The 17,575-nt window shown below is 64.8% G+C and carries 15 protein-coding genes; 10 read left to right on the top strand and 5 right to left on the bottom strand.

Annotated features, from left to right (window positions below; all coding sequences use genetic code 11):
• The first annotated feature begins 93 nt into the window (after nt 1-93).
• The 3 genes from D9X30_RS18985 to D9X30_RS18975 all read left to right on the top strand — a co-directional run bounded on the left by D9X30_RS18985 (nt 94) and on the right by D9X30_RS18975 (nt 3,482).
• Nucleotides 94-1,407: a hemolysin family protein gene (locus D9X30_RS18985; RefSeq protein ID WP_153947987.1), complete on the top strand. Its 1,314-nt coding sequence runs from the start codon at nt 94-96 to the stop codon at nt 1,405-1,407.
• A gap of 464 nt (nt 1,408-1,871) precedes the next feature.
• Nucleotides 1,872-3,206: a GGDEF domain-containing phosphodiesterase gene (locus tag D9X30_RS18980; RefSeq protein ID WP_153947988.1), complete on the top strand. Its 1,335-nt coding sequence runs from the start codon at nt 1,872-1,874 to the stop codon at nt 3,204-3,206.
• A gap of 144 nt (nt 3,207-3,350) precedes the next feature.
• Nucleotides 3,351-3,482: an entericidin A/B family lipoprotein gene (locus D9X30_RS18975; protein ID WP_066740471.1), complete on the top strand. Its 132-nt coding sequence runs from the start codon at nt 3,351-3,353 to the stop codon at nt 3,480-3,482.
• A gap of 137 nt (nt 3,483-3,619) precedes the next feature.
• On the opposite strand, the gene D9X30_RS18970 is transcribed toward D9X30_RS18975, so the two are convergent.
• Genes D9X30_RS18970 through D9X30_RS18960 form a run of 3 tightly spaced genes read right to left on the bottom strand, consistent with a single transcriptional unit; the run spans nt 3,620 to nt 6,542 of the window.
• Nucleotides 3,620-4,261: a bifunctional 4-hydroxy-2-oxoglutarate aldolase/2-dehydro-3-deoxy-phosphogluconate aldolase gene (locus D9X30_RS18970; RefSeq protein ID WP_153947989.1), complete on the bottom strand. Its 642-nt coding sequence runs from the start codon at nt 4,259-4,261 to the stop codon at nt 3,620-3,622.
• A gap of 59 nt (nt 4,262-4,320) precedes the next feature.
• The gene (locus tag D9X30_RS18965) at nt 4,321-5,256 is read right to left on the bottom strand and encodes a sugar kinase (protein WP_153947990.1); all 936 of its coding nucleotides are present in this window, start codon (nt 5,254-5,256) and stop codon (nt 4,321-4,323) included.
• Between the two features lie 17 nt (nt 5,257-5,273).
• A complete protein-coding gene (locus D9X30_RS18960) occupies nt 5,274-6,542 on the bottom strand; it encodes an amino acid deaminase (RefSeq protein ID WP_153947991.1) in 1,269 nt (422 codons plus the stop codon).
• A 124-nt stretch (nt 6,543-6,666) separates the two neighbouring features.
• Between D9X30_RS18960 and D9X30_RS18955 the strand changes: the two genes are divergently transcribed.
• The 4 genes from D9X30_RS18955 (at nt 6,667) to D9X30_RS18940 (ending at nt 10,990) form a co-directional block, all read left to right on the top strand.
• Nucleotides 6,667-7,572, top strand: coding sequence for a MurR/RpiR family transcriptional regulator (locus D9X30_RS18955; RefSeq protein ID WP_153947992.1), 906 nt, complete (start codon nt 6,667-6,669; stop codon nt 7,570-7,572).
• 2 nt (nt 7,573-7,574) lie between these two features.
• Nucleotides 7,575-9,038 (top strand): N-acyl-D-amino-acid deacylase family protein, encoded by a 1,464-nt coding sequence (locus D9X30_RS18950; RefSeq protein ID WP_153947993.1) that lies wholly within the window; start codon nt 7,575-7,577, stop codon nt 9,036-9,038.
• Nucleotides 9,039-9,087: 49 nt separating this feature from the next.
• Nucleotides 9,088-9,480, top strand: a complete 393-nt coding sequence (locus tag D9X30_RS18945) for a RidA family protein (protein ID WP_153947994.1) — start codon at nt 9,088-9,090, stop codon at nt 9,478-9,480.
• Between the two features lie 154 nt (nt 9,481-9,634).
• Entirely contained in the window at nt 9,635-10,990 is a 1,356-nt protein-coding gene (locus D9X30_RS18940) for a GntP family permease (RefSeq protein WP_153947995.1), read from the top strand.
• A 92-nt stretch (nt 10,991-11,082) separates the two neighbouring features.
• On the opposite strand, the gene D9X30_RS18935 is transcribed toward D9X30_RS18940, so the two are convergent.
• Together D9X30_RS18935 and D9X30_RS18930 are read right to left on the bottom strand one after the other, a co-directional pair.
• Nucleotides 11,083-12,351, bottom strand: a complete 1,269-nt coding sequence (locus tag D9X30_RS18935) for an SEL1-like repeat protein (RefSeq protein ID WP_349632238.1) — start codon at nt 12,349-12,351, stop codon at nt 11,083-11,085.
• Nucleotides 12,352-12,353: 2 nt separating this feature from the next.
• Nucleotides 12,354-14,330 (bottom strand): phospholipase D-like domain-containing protein, encoded by a 1,977-nt coding sequence (locus D9X30_RS18930; protein ID WP_153947996.1) that lies wholly within the window; start codon nt 14,328-14,330, stop codon nt 12,354-12,356.
• Between the two features lie 321 nt (nt 14,331-14,651).
• Here D9X30_RS18930 and D9X30_RS18925 point away from each other — a divergent pair, with 321 nt between their 5' ends.
• From D9X30_RS18925 to D9X30_RS18915, 3 genes are all read left to right on the top strand, one after another.
• Nucleotides 14,652-15,833 carry an ABC transporter substrate-binding protein gene (locus D9X30_RS18925; RefSeq protein WP_153947997.1) on the top strand — a complete coding sequence of 394 codons (1,182 nt, stop codon included), beginning with the start codon at nt 14,652-14,654 and terminating at the stop codon, nt 15,831-15,833.
• 154 nt (nt 15,834-15,987) lie between these two features.
• Nucleotides 15,988-17,247 carry a PQQ-dependent sugar dehydrogenase gene (locus D9X30_RS18920; protein ID WP_153947998.1) on the top strand — a complete coding sequence of 420 codons (1,260 nt, stop codon included), beginning with the start codon at nt 15,988-15,990 and terminating at the stop codon, nt 17,245-17,247.
• On the top strand, nt 17,244-17,567 hold the full coding sequence (locus tag D9X30_RS18915) for a c-type cytochrome (protein WP_153947999.1): 324 nt from the start codon (nt 17,244-17,246) through the stop codon (nt 17,565-17,567). Before D9X30_RS18920 ends, D9X30_RS18915 begins: the two co-directional genes overlap by 4 nt.
• Nucleotides 17,568-17,575: the final 8 nt, after the last annotated feature.

Here is a 17,575-nt window from a genome sequence, read left to right as displayed (position 1 = left end):
GGGTGATGTCCGCGCCACTGCAGCGATGCGCCGTCACATGCGGATGGTATGCTCTGACTTTTCAATTCCCGCGCGCACAGGGCGCGCATCCTGATGGAAATAGCCATACTGCTGGCGCTGATCTTGCTGAACGGCCTGTTCGCCATGTCCGAAATCGCGCTGGTGACCGCCCGCAAGGCCCGTTTGCAGCGCCAGATCGAAGCGGGCGACCGCGGTGCCATCGAGGCGGTCAAACTGGGCGAGGACCCGACCCGCTTCCTGTCCACGGTGCAGATCGGCATCACGTCGATCGGCGTGCTCAACGGCGTGGTCGGCGAATCCACACTGGCCGCCCCGCTCGCCGTATGGCTGCAAGGCTTTGGTCTCTCGTCCACCACGGCGGGCTACATGGCCACCGCCATCGTCGTGGCGGGCCTGACCTATTTCTCCATCGTGCTGGGCGAACTGGTGCCGAAGCGGCTGGGCCAGATGGCACCCGAAACCATCGCCCGGCTGGCCGCGCGCCCGATTTCGATCCTGGCCGTGGCGTCCACGCCGTTCGTCAAGCTGCTGTCCGGCTCCACGCAACTGGTGCTGCGCATGCTGGGCGTGAAGTCCGATCGCGGCCCGGCCGTGACCGAGGAAGAGATCCACGCGCTGCTGGTGGAGGGCTCCGAAGCCGGCGTGATCGAACGCCACGAGCACACGATGGTGCGTAACGTGTTCCGGCTGGACGACCGCCAGCTGGCCTCGCTGATGGTGCCCCGGGGCGACGTGGTCTACCTCGACGTCGAGTCCTCCGAGGACGAAAACCTGCGCCGCATCGAGGAATCGGATCATTCGCGCTTTCCCGTGGTGCGCGGCGGCATGCACGACATCCTTGGCGTGGTAAGCGCACGCCAGCTGCTGGCCCGACGCCTGCGCGGGGAAAAGGCCGACCTGACCGCCGTGCTGCAGGCCGCCGTGTTCGTGCCGGAAAGTGTGACCGGCATGGAACTGCTGGAGAACTTCCGGTCGTCGGGTGGCCAGATCGCGTTCGTGATCGACGAGTACGGCGAGGTCCTGGGCCTGGTCACGCTGCAGGACCTGATCGAGGCCATCACCGGCGAGTTCAAGACTGAAACGGCTGGCGAGGAATGGGCCATCCAGCGCGACGATGGCTCATGGCTGCTGGACGGCCTGATCCCGATTCCGGAACTCAAGGACCGCACGGGCCTGCGCGCAGTGCCTGAGGAAGACAAGGAACGCTATCACACGCTGTCGGGCATGCTGCTACTGTTGCTGGGGCGCTTGCCGCAAACGGCCGATACGGTCCAGTGGCAGGACTGGAAGTTCGAGATCATCGACATGGACGGCAAACGCATCGACAAGGTGCTGGCCTCGAGGGTGCCGCCGGAAGACGGCCCGGAGTCCGAGACTACCGGCTGAGACCGGCCGACAGAATGAAACAACAACGGGCGCACCATGCGCCCGTTTTCTTTGCCGTTTTTCCTTGCTTTTTTTTTGCCGTTTTTCTTTCGCGGGACGGCCATCACGGCCGACTTCCGGCTCCATTGCCGCGGCCGCCTTTTATCGCCAATCACCCTCGATGGTCAAGATAACAAAGGTAGCGACAATTGAGAGCGTTGTTTGAAATCAAATGTGTGCGCCGCACGCGCCACGCCAACATCGGCGTTCTCCGAAATTGTTCGTCACTGCCGTATGATCTCAGCTATGCGGCCCAACAACTAAGTAGTACCACTGAGATGACGGGCCGCGTCATCATAAAAATAATGAAAACGAGCGCGCTTGTCGGATGTGGAACGCGCGCCTTCACGCATGAACGGGAATGCAGTCCGATGTATCGCGGGCGGCCAATGCACAAATGAACTCGCTGCCAGCACGGGTAATAGATGGATCCTGACACCAAAGACACGCCGACGCCCGGCGTCGGTGGTAGCGGGTCACCTGCAGACCCACCCCCCAAGGCCATCCAGCCGGCGTCCTTTCTGGCCGCGCTGGAGGAACACCGCACGCACTTCGGTCCGGCCCACCTGCTGGCCGTGATGGTGATCCGGCTCGACCGTTTCGCCCTCGCCTGTGAAAGCATCGGGCCGCAGCGCGCGCACGACCTCCGCACCCAGGTGAAGTCCCGCGTCACCTCGGTGACCAGCATGCCGGTGGCCATGCAGTGGCTGGGGCCGGCCGATCTTGGCGTGGCCTGCGTGTTGCCTGACGGCGCCGAAAGCGCCCATTCGCTGAGCGAGGCAGTGGCCGGCCAACTCGGCCGGCCCTTCCAGGTAGGCGGCTTCGAAGCCTATCTGTCGTGCAGCATCGGCAGTGCCGTGGACGAGCCCGACACCGGCACCGAACGGCTGCTGCAGCAGGCTTTCGACGCCATGCTGCAGGTCAATCGTCGGGGTGGCGCCGGCATCGGCACGGCCAGCCGCCCCGCCACGCCGCGCATGGCGACACTGCTCGCAGCGTTGCCCAGCGCCATCGAACGTGGCGAACTGAGCCTGCAACTGCAACCGCGTGCATCGCTAGCCACCGCCGCGATTACCGCCTATACGGTACGTCTGCGATGGCAGCACCCGGTTCTGGGTCGCGTGGCGCCGCAAGACTTCCTGCCGGCCGCCGAAGCCCTGGGCCTGATGAATGTGATTGGCGGCTGGACGCTCCAGCAGTTGCTGCAGCTGTTGCGCGATACGGCAACGCTCGGGCCCCTGCAGTTCACGCTGCTGGCCACCAGTTCCCAGCTTCAGGCCGATGACACGATCTGCATGCTGCGTCGGGCCATCGACGCCCATCACGTCAGGCCTGGACAGATCTGCGTCGAGGTGCCGGTCGATATCGTGCCCCCCGCCGAGGCAACCGACAAGGCCCGGCGCCTGCGCGATGGCGGCGTGGGTATCGCGCTGGCGGACTTTACCGACTCGGCGGCCAGCCTGCGGGCGCTTTCACTGGTGCAGCCCGATATCGTGACGCTCGACGCGCGGCATCTCGGCCATGCCAGCCAGAAGCCCGACATGGCGGCAAGCCTGCGCCGTGCCTGCGAATGGGCCAAGGCGCGCGGGGTGGCGGTCTGTGCCAAGGGCGTGGAAACCCAGGCGCAGCTGGATGTGATCCGCAGCTGGGGTTGCGACACCATGCAGGGCTTCCTGCTGGCGCAACCGTTTCCGGCACCGTGGCTCATGCAGACGCACGCCGCCGTCACCGAACGTGCCCGCCTGCTGCTCAAGCCCTGAGCCGCGGAGCCCCAAGGCGCCGGTGTCGGTCTTTGTCTGTCAGACATCTTCGTAGTGCCAAATAGGCACACATCCTGCATCGGCGGAGATGGGGGCGACGATACACTGTGCCCACTTCTCACTATCCCCCGAAAGGAGCCTCTGATGAAAAAAGGATGGATCTGGTGCGTGCTGGTTGCCACGCTGCTCGCAGGCTGCAACACGATGTCCGGTCTGGGGCAGGATGTCCAGAAGGGTGGACAGAAGCTTGAGAATTCGGCCGAGAAATCGAAGTAATCTCCAATTTCGTCATCGCCACCACCCCGCGATGCATGCAAGGGCGCCAGTGGCGCCCTTGTTGCTTTGCAGGGTTCTCGCCCGCCATCGCGCCGGCTTTGTAATTCTTACTGCCAGCGCCGTCTCACCGCCTTGACTCAGGGCTTGCGCAGTTGCGCTGCTTCTTCGGCCAGCCTGCGAATGCGCGCCCAGTCCTTGGCCGCCACGGCGTCCTTGGGCACCACCCACGAGCCACCCACGCACACCACGTTGGGCAGCGCCAGATAGGTCGACGCCTTGGCCAGGTCGATGCCACCCGTCGGGCAGAACTTCAGTTGCGACAACGGGCCGTGCAGCGATTTCAGCATGGGCACGCCGCCGGCAGCCTCCGCCGGGAAGAACTTCAGGAACGAAAACCCGCACTCCAGCGCAAACATCGCCTCGCTGGCCGTCGCCACGCCCGGCAGCAGCGCGATGCCGGCGCCCTGGGCGCCATCGGCCAGCTTCTGCGTAAGCCCCGGCGACACGGCGAACTGCGCGCCGACGTCACGCACCGCGCGCAATTGATCGATAGTGAGCACCGTGCCGGCGCCCACCACAGCCTGCGGCAACGCCTTGGCCACGGCCTCCATGGCCTGCAGCGCCACCGGCGTGCGCAGCGTGATTTCCAGCATCGGCAGGCCGCCCTCGACCAGGGCCTCGCTGATGCGCAGCGCGTCGTCCACCGAGTGGTATTCGAGCACCGGAATCACCGGCACGTTGGTCAGGCGTTCGATCAGCGGAGAAGGTTGGATTTGCATGACAGTATTCATAATGTTCATTGTCCTGAGCCGTCAGACCCGGTATGCCCGGGGCCGGTTCAGGCGATGACCGAAACGCCCCGCTCCAGGCGGGCCAGCACCGTTTCGGCGGTGGGGATCGGCGCCACCGCGCCGTAGCCAGTGGTCGACAACGCCGCCGCCACGTTGGCATAGCGCGCGGCCTCGAACGGATCGGCGCCCGCGGCCAGACGCGCCACGAAGCTGCCGCCGAAGCAGTCGCCCGCGCCCGTGGCATCGAGCGGCCGGACCGGATACGGCGCCACCAGCGTGCGCGACTCGGGCGTGGCCACGTAGCTGCCCTCCTCGCCCAGCTTCAGCGCCACCACCTTTACGCCGCAGGTGAGCAGGTGGTCGACGATCGCGTCGCGGTCATCCAGGCCCGTCAGCACGGTGATGTCGTCCCAGCTCGGCAGGCAGATATCGGTCATCGAGAACGCCTCGCGCATGATGCCGCGCGCCCGCGCCAGGGACCACAGGCGCAGCCGCAGGTTGGTGTCCAGCGACACCTGCACGCCTGCCTTGCGCGCATGCTCCATCGCCGCCAGGCCGGCGTCGCAGGCCGACGTGCTGATGGCCAGACTGATGCCGGACAGGTGCAGGTAGCGCGCCTGCGCAATGGCCGCCAACGGCAGCTGTTCGTGGTGATAGCGGCTGGCCGCCGACCCTTCGCGCAGGTAGTCGAAGCGATGGCCGTGATTGTCGTGGGAAACGAAATAGACCCCGGTGGGGGCCGCGGCATTGATGCTGACGTGCCGCGTGTCCACCCGCTCGTGCGTCCACAATGCCAGCAGCCGCTCGCCAAAGCTGTCGGCGCCCACGGCGCTGATGTAGCCGGTGCTCGCGCCCTGGCGCGCGGCGGCAATCGCAAAGTTGGAGGTGTCGCCGCCAAAACCCTGCAGGTAGCGGGTCGGATCATCGGGCTGCTGGTTGAACTCGACCAGCGGTTCGCCGTAGGCAAGGATGTCGATACTCATGAACGCGCGCCTCTCTTTCAGAAGAACGTCTGCACGATGTCGATAACGCGCAACTGGCCATCCAGCACGGGGATGTGGCGCCACTTGTCGAACGTCAGGCAGGGATGCGAGATATCAAAGGCAATCATATCGCCGACACGAATGTCGTCGCCAGCGGCGATTTCCAGGTAGGCATGCTGGTCCATCATGCCGGTCACCTTCCATTCGGCCGGCGCCGCCACGGGCGCGGCGGCGCCGGGGCGATAGATCTGCGCCGGAATCGGCATGCCGGCGTCGAACGCGGCGTCGCGCTTGCCCATGCCGATGATGGCGCGCCGGGGCTCGGGAATCGACTGCACATAGGCCCACAGCTGCAGCGCCGGCAACAGGCCCTCGCGCATCTTTTGCGCCACCGGGTTGCTGGCCAGGATACGCTCCTGCGCCGCCCGGTAGACACCCACGTCGTGGGTCAGGTAGCAACCGGGACGCAGCACGATGTCGATCGGCGCGCCAATATCGGTCCGGGCGAATTCTTCAGCCACCACGTCGTACCATGCCGAGCCCGCGCCCGACATCACCACGGGACTGCGGCCGAAGCGGCCGGCGGCGGCCAGTTCGCGCGTGACGGCCACGGTGCGCTGCAGGAACCGCCGGATATCGGCCTCCTGCTGCAGCACACCCTCATAGACCTCGACGCCGGCCAGAGACAGCGCGTCAGGCCAGCGCGACAGTGCCTGCAGCACCTCGGCCTGCTGCGCAGCGTCGCGTACGCCGGTGCGGCCGCCTTCCACGCCCAGTTCCAGCAGCACCTGCAGCGTCTGCCCCCGGGCTTGAAAGTACGCGCCAAGCTGGTCGACCAGGGCCGCCGAATCCACCAGCGTGAAAAACTCGAAGCCAGGGTCGCGTAGCAGATCGGCCACGATTTCCATATTGCGGCGACCGACCAGCTGGTTGGCCATCAGCACGCGCTTCACGCCGTGCGCGGCGGCGGCCGCGGTCTGTTGCGCCGTGGCCAGCGTGATGCCCCACGCGCCCTCGGCAAGCTGGCGCGCAAACAGCTTCGGCGCCATCGTCGTCTTGCCATGCGGCGCCAACTGCACACCATAGGCACCCATGAACTTCCTCATCCACTGAAGGTTGTGAACGAGCTTGTCTTCGTAGAGCACGGCGGCCGGCAGGCTCAGTTCCTCGCGCAGCAGATGCCAGCCCGGCTGGCCGGCTTCGGCCGGTGTCAGCGGTGCGTCCAGACGGCCCAGTGCCTTGTTCAGCGGATCGATCATGCCGGTCTGGTACTTTGTTTCACGCATGGCTGACATCACCCTGTAAAAATTCAATTGACGTAATCATAGCCTTGAAACTACGATATTTCATCCTTGTTATAAAGTAACATGCTGTGTCGCCCCAGCGGCCTGCCAGCCCTCGCCATCCGCCATGACCGCACCGTTCGACATCCTGACCCGCATTGCCGAGCGTGGCCCGTCACTGCGGCTGGCCGAGCAAAAGGTGGCGCAAGTGATCCTGGAGGACCTTGCCGGCGCGGCGGCCACCAGCATCAACGAACTGGCGCGCAAGGCCGCCGTCAGCGAAGCCAGCGTGACGCGCTTTGCCAAGGCCATCGGCTGCCGCGACGTGCGCGACCTGAAGCTGCGCCTGGCCCAGGCCACCGCGGTTGGCACACGGTTCCTGCAGCCCGCCCCGGCGCTGGCCGACGACGCCTCGCCGGCCACCATGGCCGAGCGCATCCACACCGACGTGCTGACGACGCTGGAGGTCAACCGCAAGCTGATCGACCCCGAACGGATTGCCGAAGCCGCGCGGCTGTTGCTCGGTGCACGCATGGTCTACGCTTTCGGCATGGGTGGCGGCTCCACGTTCATGGCCGACGAGGCGCGCTATCGGCTGGCGCGGCTGGGCCAGCCCGTGGCGACGTATCAAGACGCGCTGCTGCAGAAGATGGTGGCCGCCACGCTGTCGCGTGACGACGTGGTACTGGCGTTTTCCGCCAGCGGCAACGTGCCCGAGATCCTCGCCAGTTGCGATATCGCGCGCGAGTACGGTGCCCGGCTGATCGCCGTGACGGCGCTGGGGTCGCCGCTGGCGGCGCGCGCCGACGTGCTGCTGCCCGTGCGGACGCTGGAGACCGACTTCATCTTCAAGCCGTCGGCGTCGCGCTACGCGATGCTGATGGTGGTGGACGTGCTGGCCACCCAGTGCGCGATGCTCCAGCAGGACCAGAGCAAGGAAAAGCTGCGCCGCCTGAAATACGTGCTCGACGCCCATCGCGGCGTCAGCCATGACAGCGACGGCCCGGACAGCCGCCAGCCGCTGGGAGACTGACCATGCCACACCTTTTCGATACCCTGATTCGCTGCGTCATGCTGCTGGACGGCTCGGGCAGCGCGGCGCGCATGGCCGACATCGGCATCCGCGACGGGCGCATCGCCCGCATCGATGAAGCCGGCACCATCGATCCCGACACCGCCTCGCGTGTCGTGGAAGGCCACGGCCTGGCCCTGGCGCCGGGCTTCATCGACGTGCATACGCACGACGACACCAATGTCGTGCGCGATCCGGCGATGACGCCGAAGATCTCGCAGGGCGTGACCACGGTCATCGTCGGCAACTGCGGCATCAGCGCGGCGCCAGTGACGCTGGACGGCGACCCGCCCGACCCGATGAACCTGCTGGGCCGCGCCGACGCGTTCCGCTATCCCGATTTCAAGACCTACGTCGATGCCGTCAACGCGGCGCGGCCATCGGTCAACGTGGCCGCGCTGGTGGGCCACACGGCGCTGCGCAGCAACCATATGGACCGCTTCGACCGCGCCGCCACGGCCGACGAGATCGCGGCCATGCGCGCGCAACTCGAAGACGCCCTGGCACACGGCGCGCTGGGTCTGTCCACCGGGCTGGCCTATGCCAACGCATTCAGTGCCCCGACGGACGAAGTCCTGTCGCTGGCCGAACCGCTGGCCGATGCCGGCGCGCTATACGCCACGCACCTGCGCAGCGAATTCGCCGAAATCCTCGATGCCATGGACGAGGCGTACCGCATCGGCCGCCATGCGCGCGTGCCGGTGGTGATCTCGCACCTGAAATGCGCAGGGGTGCCGAACTGGGGTCGCAGCGGCGAGGTGCTGCAGTCGCTGGAAGCCGCGCAGCGTTGGCAGCCGGTGGGCTGCGACTGCTATCCGTACACGGCCAGTTCGTCGACGCTGGACCTCAAGCAGGTGACCAGCGATTTCGACATCCAGGTGACGTGGTCCGAGCCGCACCCCGACATGGGTGGCCGCCTGCTGGCCGATATCGCCACCGAATGGCAGGTGGACATGATGGAGGCCGCGCGCCGTCTGCAGCCGGCCGGCGCCGTCTACCACTGCATGGAAGACGCCGATGTGGACCGCATCCTCAGCCATCCGGCCACGGTGGTCGGTTCCGATGGCCTGCCCAACGATCCGCTGCCGCATCCGCGCCTGTGGGGCGCGTTCCCGCGCGTGCTGGGCCATTACGCGCGCGACCGCGAACTGTTTCCGCTGGCCGTGGCCGTCAACAAGATGACCGGCCTGTCCGCCGAACGCTTCGGCCTGCAGGATCGCGGCTTCGTGCGCGAAGGCTACTGGGCCGACCTGGTGCTGTTCGATGCGGCGACCATCCGCGACGCCGCCAGCTTCACCGACCCGATGCAGCCGGCCGAAGGCATTGCGGCGGTCTGGGTCAACGGCGAGCTGACCTGGCAGCACCGTGCGGCCACCGGCGTGCGCGCCGGCCGCTTCCTGCCGCGCCACACGCAGCCGCAGCCCTGAATCCCCGAACAACCGCATCAACCCCATACCAGGCACAACAGGAGTTCCCATGGATATCAAACGATTCGGCGTCGAAGGCGGCACGGGCCAGGGCGGCTCGCACATGCCGTTCGCGCGCGCGGTGCAGGCCGACGGCTGGCTGTACGTATCCGGCCAGGTGCCGATGGTCGATGGCGAGGTGGTCGAAGGCAATATCGTCACGCAGACCCACCAGGCCATCAAGAACGTGCTGGCCATCCTGGCCGAGGCCGGCTACGGCCCCGAGCACGTGGTGCGCTGCGGCGTCTGGCTGGACGATGCGCGGGACTTCCCGTCGTTCAACAAGATCTTCAAGGAATACTTCGGCGCCAACCCACCCGCGCGCGCCTGCGTGCAGTCGAGCATGGTGGTGGACTGCAAGGTCGAAGTGGACTGCATCGCCTACAAGAAACCCGCGGCCTGAGCCGCACCCCGCCTGCCGACATCGGTGAGCCAACCGATGGCCGGCCGGCTTCATCAACCCGCCGCCAGATACCGGACAGCCCGGGCACACGCGGCATTTTCATAGCGGAAGCGGACCGTCCGGCCGGGCGGCAACCGCCACAAGGAGACGAGACATGGGTGCCGTTACCGGAACCACGCTCTTGATTTACGCGCTGATCGCCGTGATCGCGCTGGTGATTCTGATCGCCAAGTTCAAACTGAACCCGTTCATCACGCTGGTGGTGGTATCGATCGCCCTGGGCTTTGCCGTGGGCATGCCGATGGGTGACATCGTCAAGTCGTTCGAAGCGGGTGTGGGCGGCACGCTGGGCCATATCGCGCTGGTGATCGGGCTTGGCACCATGCTGGGCAAGATGATGGCCGAATCGGGCGGCGCCGAGCGCATCGCCCTGACGCTCATCAACTTCTTCGGCGAGAAGAACGTGCACTGGGCCATGGTGGTCATCGCGTTCATCGTCGGCCTGCCGGTGTTCTTCGAAGTGGGCTTCGTGCTGCTGATTCCGATCGCGTTCAACGTGGCCAAGCGCACGAACACGTCGATGATCCTGGTCGGCATTCCGATGGTCTGTGGCCTGTCCGTAGTGCATGGCCTGATCCCGCCGCACCCGGCCGCGCTGCTGGCCGTGCAGGCCTACGGCGCCGACATGGGCCACACCATCCTGTACGCGCTGATCGTCGGCGTGCCCACCGCCATCATCGCCGGCCCCCTGTTCGCCAAGCTGATCGACAAGCACGTGAAGCTGCCCGAAGTGAACCCGCTGGCCGAGCAGCTGACCGAGGAGGCGGCCACGGCCAAGGGCAACCTGCCCGGCTTCGGCATCACGGTGCTGACCATCCTGCTGCCGGTGTTCCTGATGCTGATCGGCAGCTGGGCCGACCTGATCGCCACGCCGAAGACGTTTGCCAACGACGTCCTGAAGCTGATCGGCAACTCGGTGATGGCCCTGCTGATCGCCACGCTGTTCAGCTTCTACACGTTCGGCAAGGCGCGCGGCTTCACGCGTGAAATGATCCTGAAGTTCACCAACGAGTGCGTGGCCCCCACGGCCATCATCACGCTGGTGGTGGGCGCCGGCGGCGGCTTTGGCCGTGTGCTGCGCGATTCGGGCATCTCGACGGCCATCGTCGACGTGGCCACGCACGCCAATGTGTCGGTGCTGGTGCTGGGCTGGCTCGTCGCCGTGATGATCCGTATCGCCACGGGCTCCGCCACGGTGGCCATGACCACGGCAGCCGGCATCGTGGCCCCGATCGCGGCCAGCGTGCCGGGCACCCGCCCCGAACTGCTGGTGCTGACCACGGGCGCCGGCTCGCTGATCCTGTCGCACGTGAACGACGGCGGCTTCTGGCTGGTCAAGGAATACTTCAACATGACCGTGGCCCAGACCTTCAAGACCTGGTCCGTGGCCGAAACGATCATCTCGGTGGTGGCCCTGCTGTTCACGCTGGCGCTGGCAACGGTGGTGTAAGGTGGTTGCCGGCCATCGAACAGGTGTGGCCTTCACCACGCCTGTCGTGGCCGGCTGACCGTACCACTCTAGACAGTCAGACTGTGAAAGTTTCAACCCTTCTCGTCGTACGAAATCAGCTTCCACGACACGTTCCAGTACTCAACCCGCTCCCCCAGCAGGTCGTCCAGCCATGACAGCCGGCGAGGCTTGGGCATCTCGAATTCCGGCAGGACGTCACCCTTGCGGAAATGCCGAGTTGCCCCGGCAAATACCGTTGCAGCCTCCGGCACGCACCAGATACCGCTTTCCGGACAAGGCTGACCGGTTTTCGCGCGGGTCCCCAACGGCAGTTTCGGTGGCGGCGGCAGCGGCAAACCAGTGGCCGGATCGAGATTCTTTGCCTGGCTGAGACGATTGACCAGTTCCTCGGACGGCTTCTTGGGCGGCGATGCCGCGTCATGCTCCCGTACCCACTGGAAGGTACCGTCCCACGGCGGCAGCTTGGCCGGCGGCAACGGGACGATCTGGTCGATGTCGGGGACTTTGGGGTTGAGGTGTTCGAAGTGTCGTAGGAATTTTCCGATTTTCTTGTATCGAAGGGAACGCTCCGGATCTGCTTTCAATGAAAGGTAATAGAGTCGGTCAGTCTGTGGTGGCCCTTCAAATCCGTGCTCCAATGCGAACGCAGACGACGAGTCCCCAGCCATGACCCCTTGCTGGAAGGCCGTGACTGCTGAGGTGTATTTCCTGTCGGTTTGCAGGCTCACTCCAAGCATCCGCGAAGCTTTGGCGAATCCCTGGTCCGAGGCGCACTGCCACATCTGCTCGGAAACTTCTGGGGCCTTGTCCCAGGGTGCAAGCAACTCTCCGACATAGAACTGGGCGTCAGCGCTACCTAAATCCGCGGCTTTTCGAAAGAAGCGCAGAGCCATCTCCCTGTCCTGCTTCAGCCCATAACCGATCTGCAGATAGTGACCGATATCGTAGTATCCGCCGGGAACTCCGAGTTCGATTAGCTGATTGGCAAGATCGACCACCTCCTTGGATCGAAACGGGGAATATGCATGACCGTAAGCCAGCAAATTCTGCAGATTTCGGTTTGCTTTGTAGTGGCCATGCGCTGCCGCGATACGATAGTAGACCGCCATCTGTTCATAGTCTTTCGGTCCCTGCTTCTTTTGCAAGTATCGGGCGTAGCGAAATAGCTTGTCGGCGTCCGGCTCGATATCGGGCAGGACTTTATCTTCGTGAGCACAATCAAAGGACAGATTGATTCTTACACTACTGACATCCGGCAATGACGACATGGCAGGTACCTTTTTTGAACACGAACCCAGCAGAAAAGCGAGGGAGAGAGCAAAAATAATGATGATTCTCACGATCAATCCATATTGGTGCGTTTCGGTGAATCTCTGTGAAACCGCACGAGTGACGCGTAGGGAATTTCCTTCCCTGAACTCCAGAACTTCCAGTTCTTGTCAGTAATAGAAGTCCACGCCTCAAACGCCTCCCCCACATCTTCCTGCGCCCCCTTCCCTTTCGTATGAACCTCCCATAACCGTCTGCGTAATGGCGTGGTCACCCCAGAATGTTCGTGGCAGATATTCAATTCGCTATCGCCGATCATGCTGCGGGTATTGATATTGGCGGAGCCCAGCGTCATGAATACGTCGTCGACGATCATCAGTTTGGAATGCACGTACACGTAATCCCATTTGCCGGGCGGAGAATCGGGTGCCACCAGCGTGCAGACATGCACCTTGAGTCCTTCGATTTCGGGTGGCGGTCCAACTTCCTCGGCGGGCTTGGCCATTTCCGCTTCCAGATCGGCCTGTTTCTGGCGCGCCTTGCCAAAGCGTTCCCGCGCCTCGTGCAGCCTCTTGATGGCGAATGCCTTGTCGATATGCGCCAGGTCATTCGCCTTGTCCATATCCTGTTTAGCGGCCCTGGCTTGCGCGCCTGCCTCCTTGTGCTGGCGGCGCAGATCGGCCTGGCGCGCGTCCTCGCGTTCCAGCTTCGCCACGGCCGGCATCGCGTCGGCCTTGCCCAGCGCCTCCAGCATCCGGTATGTCTTCAGTGCCCCCGGACCCATCCCTTCGTCGCTCGAATTGGTCACCACGAACAGGTAGATGGGGCCATGCTTCTTCAGGTCGCGGCCGCCGCGCAGTTGGGCCGCCACCGCCTGCTTGATCTTCTCGGCAAGCATCGGCAGCCGGAAATACTGGTTCTCGATATAGATGAATCGCGTGACGTTGTTCACCGCCTGCAGGTACAGGGACTCGATATCGAACCGGTTCCCCTGGGGATTGGTCCGCAACAGCTGCCCCACCACCGGCGTGTTGCCGTCGCGCCGCAACGTGAGGCGCCTGGCAAGGGGCTGCCTTGCCTCCATCAGCCGCTGGCCCGTCACGCCATCCCACGCTTCGCAAAAGTTCTTGTTGAGGTATTTCAGCACCGGGCCTGCGACGCGGGCAGAAATGTCCTGCCGGGGGTGCAGACCGTTCCGGCCAAATCTCGGGTGCTGTCGATGGAAGCTGTGGTCGTCCCGGTCCCAGTAGGTATCGAGCATGTTATGGCCCATGACGAAGCCCACGGCATGCTCGGGCTCCTCATAATCAATCACCACCATCTTCTGATGATGCGTGGGGATGGCGGTCATGACGGCCGCGTTTTTCGCTTTGGTACGCCCGTCGCTCTCCTTGTGATCGCCCTGCAGCAAGGTCCGGTAGGCAATCTCCGCACGGTCCCCAAGCGAGAAGCCGCGGGTCGCGAATTCGATGCCGAGAAACGTCGTGCCCGCTGCGCGGGCCATCCGGCGCAGCACCCGGCGCGCCGCTTCCTCGTCCAGACTGCCCCCTCGCGTCACGTTGTTTCCATTGGCGCGCGCATACCATGCACGGTCGAACTCGCGCTGGAATTTGCTCTGGTAGTCGCGCTGCGCCATGCCCGACACCATCCAGTCAGGCAAGTGCGGCTTGACATACGTTGCCAGGTTGTTGCCCGGTGCGTTGTTTTCGCTCCAGGCCGCCATGGCGAGGTCGTCCTGCCAGCAAAGCAGACGAACCTTCACGCCTTGGGCGCCCTTGTGCGCCAGCAACTCGCCGATGGTCATGACATCCGCATGGCCGCGCTTGAAGTACATCGAGGGCTGGAAACCCCAGCAGATGATGTCCACCGAACGCCGTGCGGCCAGGATGGCGTCGTATACCTCGCCAAACGCCTCTTCGCCGTTCACAAGCGGCTTGAATGTGCATTGCGCCGGGTCATATTCCGAACGTTCCACAAACCACTTCAAGGCGATCGTGGCAGTGCGCGTGTGCGACAGCGCAATCGGCGTCGTGATGGGATTCCGACTCATGCTGGCGGCTCCTTGTCGGTGAGAGGCTGGGACGCGAGGCACCCTACACCGACTACGCCTCCGGAAGTTGCTGACAAAGCCAGGATTTAATTCGACGCAATGCCCGACGCTTTTCGTCGAAATACGATTGATGAAACTGAGGCGATCGACCCCCGGACAAGGCTGCTTGCCACGGCTCTCGGACAAATCGGAAGGGGGGATCACGTTGAATGCGCGGAACCGGAGGGAGGGGAGAAAAAACCCGGGTAGCACAAACCCCGCGCCGCTCCTACACTCCCTGATCGATGCAGCCGTCCGATGCTGCACTTTCGGGAGACCTCCATGACGTTCAGCCTGCTGCGCCGCGCCATGATGGCGTGCGGCGCCGTTGCCGTCCTCACGCATTCCCCGCTGTCCCACGCCGCCGAGCCGGTAAAGATCGGGCTGATTGCGCCGTTCTCGGGCAGCTTTGCCGACTACGGCAAGCAGATGGAAGGCGGCATCAAGGCCTGGCAGAAGCTGAACGGCGACACCGTGGCGGGCCGCAGGGTCCAGATCATCGTCAAGGACACCACCGGCCCGGTGCCCGAAGTGGCCAAGCGGCTGGCTCAGGAACTGGTGGTACGCGACAAGGTGGACATCCTGGCCGGCTTCGGCCTGACGCCGGAGGCACTGGCCGTGGCGCCGATCGCCGAGCAGGCCAAGAAGCCCATGGTGATCTTCAACGCGGCCTCGTCGGTCATCACCACCAAGTCGAACTACATCGCGCGCGTGTCGATGACGCTGCCGCAGATTTCCGCCCCCATGGCCACCTGGGCGGTGCGCAACAACGTCAGGAAGGTGGTGACGCTGGTGGCCGACTACGCGCCCGGCATCGACGCCGAGACCGCGTTCAAGACCAATTTCCTCGGCGGTGGCGGCCAGATCGTCGAATCGATCCGCGTGCCGCTGCGCAACCCCGAGTTCGCGCCATTCATCCAGCGCATCAAAGACGCCCGCCCAGAAGCGGTGTTTCTGTTTCTGCCGGCCGGCGAGCAGGGCGTGGCGTTCATGAAGGGCTTCCGCGAGCGGGGGCTGGCCGATGCCGGCATCCGCGTGATCGCCACCGGCGACCTGACCGACGACCACGTGCTGCCGGCCATGGGCGACGCCACGCTGGGCGTGATCACGTCGTTCCATTACTCGGCGGCGCACGATTCCAAGGAAAACAAGGCCTTCCTGAAGGCCTTCGCCGATGCCAACCCAGGCGCCGGCCGCCCGAACTTCATGGCCGTGGCCGCGTACGACGGCATGGCCGCCATCTACGACGCGCTCAGGAAGACCGGCGGCGCCACCGACGGCGACAAGTTCCTGGCGGCCCTGAAGGGCATGAAGATCCAGAGCCCGCGCGGCGCGATCACGATCGACCCGGGCACGCGCGATGTGATCCAGACCGTCTATATCCGCAAGGTGGAAAAAGTCGGCGGCGAGCTCTACAACGTCGAATTCGACAAGTTCGAGGGCGTCAAGGACTCGGGCAAGTAGGCGTCTGGCCCTGGGCGGGGGGTGCCCCCCGCTGTCGAAATCTTTCATCGCGAAGTCAGGATTGTGCAATTCCCTTGCGGGGAAAGCTGACCTAACCTTGTCTGGCGGCGCCTGTCCGCGCCCCTCACATGACAAGAATTCCGGAGACATCCCGATGAAGAGCTCAGCCGTTGCCTTGGCCGCGTCGCTGGTCGTGGCCGCTTCACCCTTGCTCGCAGCGCCCGCCGACAACCTGCAGAAGCTTCAGGATTTCAAGCAGACCGGGGCGGCGCCCGCCGAGAAAATCGCCCAGGACGGCAAGCATGCCGACGCGCTGCGCGAGAACCTGAAGGCCATCAAGCTGCCGCCGGGCTTCAAGATCGAGTTGTATGCCGTCGTGCCCGAGGCGCGCCACATGGCCATCGAGCCGTCCACGGGCGTGGTGTTCGTCGGCACGCGCAAGAACCGCGTCTGGCAGGTGACCGACCGCACCAAGCGCCGCGTGGCCGATGACGTGGTCCAGTTCGCCAGCGCCATCAGCTTCAAGGTGCCCAATGGCGTGTGCTTCTCGCCGGATGGCGTGCTATACGTGGCCGAGCAGAACCGCGTACTGGCCTTCCCGGCCGCCCAGTTCTTTGGCGAAGGCGGCCCCGACGTGGCCGCTGCCGTGGTGGTGCCCCAGGGCAAGCTGATCCCGACCGAATTCGAGAGCTTCAACCACGGCGCCCGGGCGTGCCGGGTGGGCCCCGACGGCAAGGTCTATATTGCGCTGGGTCAGCCGTGGAACGTACCGCCCAAGGACAAGCTGGCCGCGATGGACAAGAACGGCCTGGCCGGCATCATCCGCATCGGCCAGGACGGCAAGAACCGCGAGGTCTATGCCCACGGCGTGCGCAACTCGGTCGGGCTCGACTTCAATCCGGCCGACAAGACGCTCTGGTTCACCGACAACCAGGTGGACGGCATGGGCGACGACCAGCCGCCCGGCGAGCTGAACCGCGCGACCAAGGCGGGCCAGAATTTTGGCTTTCCGTGGTATGGCGGCGGCAAGGTGCGCACCGTGGAGTACAAGGACCAGCAGCCACCCAAGGACGTGGTCTTCCCGGTGGTGGAATACGCGCCCCATGCGGCCGACCTGGGCATGTCGTTCTACACCGGCAAGATGTTCCCGGCCAAGTACCATGGCGGCGTCTTCGCGGCCGAGCATGGCTCCTGGAATCGCACCAAGCCCATCGGGGCGCGGATCGTCTACACCTCGGTGAAGTCGGACGGCACCGTTGGCGAGACCGAAATCTTCGCCGAAGGCTGGCTCACGCCCAATGGCGAGTACATGGGCCGTCCGGTAGACGTGCAGCAGCTGCAGGACGGCTCGCTGCTAGTCTCGGACGACTTCGCCGGCGCGATTTACCGGATCTCGTACTCGGGCGCGAAATGACCGGGCGACTCCGTATTGGCGCGCCGGTGCTGCTGTCGGGCTGGGTTCTGGTGTCGGCCAGCGTCCCCGCGCTGGCCGCCGACGCCCAGGCCGGCCGGACCAAGGCCATGCAGTGCCAGGCCTGCCACGGGCTCGACGGCAAGTCGAAACTGCCCGAGGCGCCGCACCTGGCCGGCCAGGTCGAGCAGTACCTGGTGAAGGCGCTCAAGGACTACAAGACCGGCGCCCGCAAGGACGAGATGATGACAATGATGGCCAAGCCGCTCAGCGACGCCGACATCGCCAACCTGGCAGCCTTCTACAGCGGTCTCAAGCCGTAGCGCGCCCT

Source organism: Cupriavidus sp. U2, from assembly GCF_009663685.2.
GTDB lineage: Bacteria > Pseudomonadota > Gammaproteobacteria > Burkholderiales > Burkholderiaceae > Cupriavidus > Cupriavidus necator_C.
This window is presented reverse-complemented; position numbering and strand designations above follow the sequence as displayed.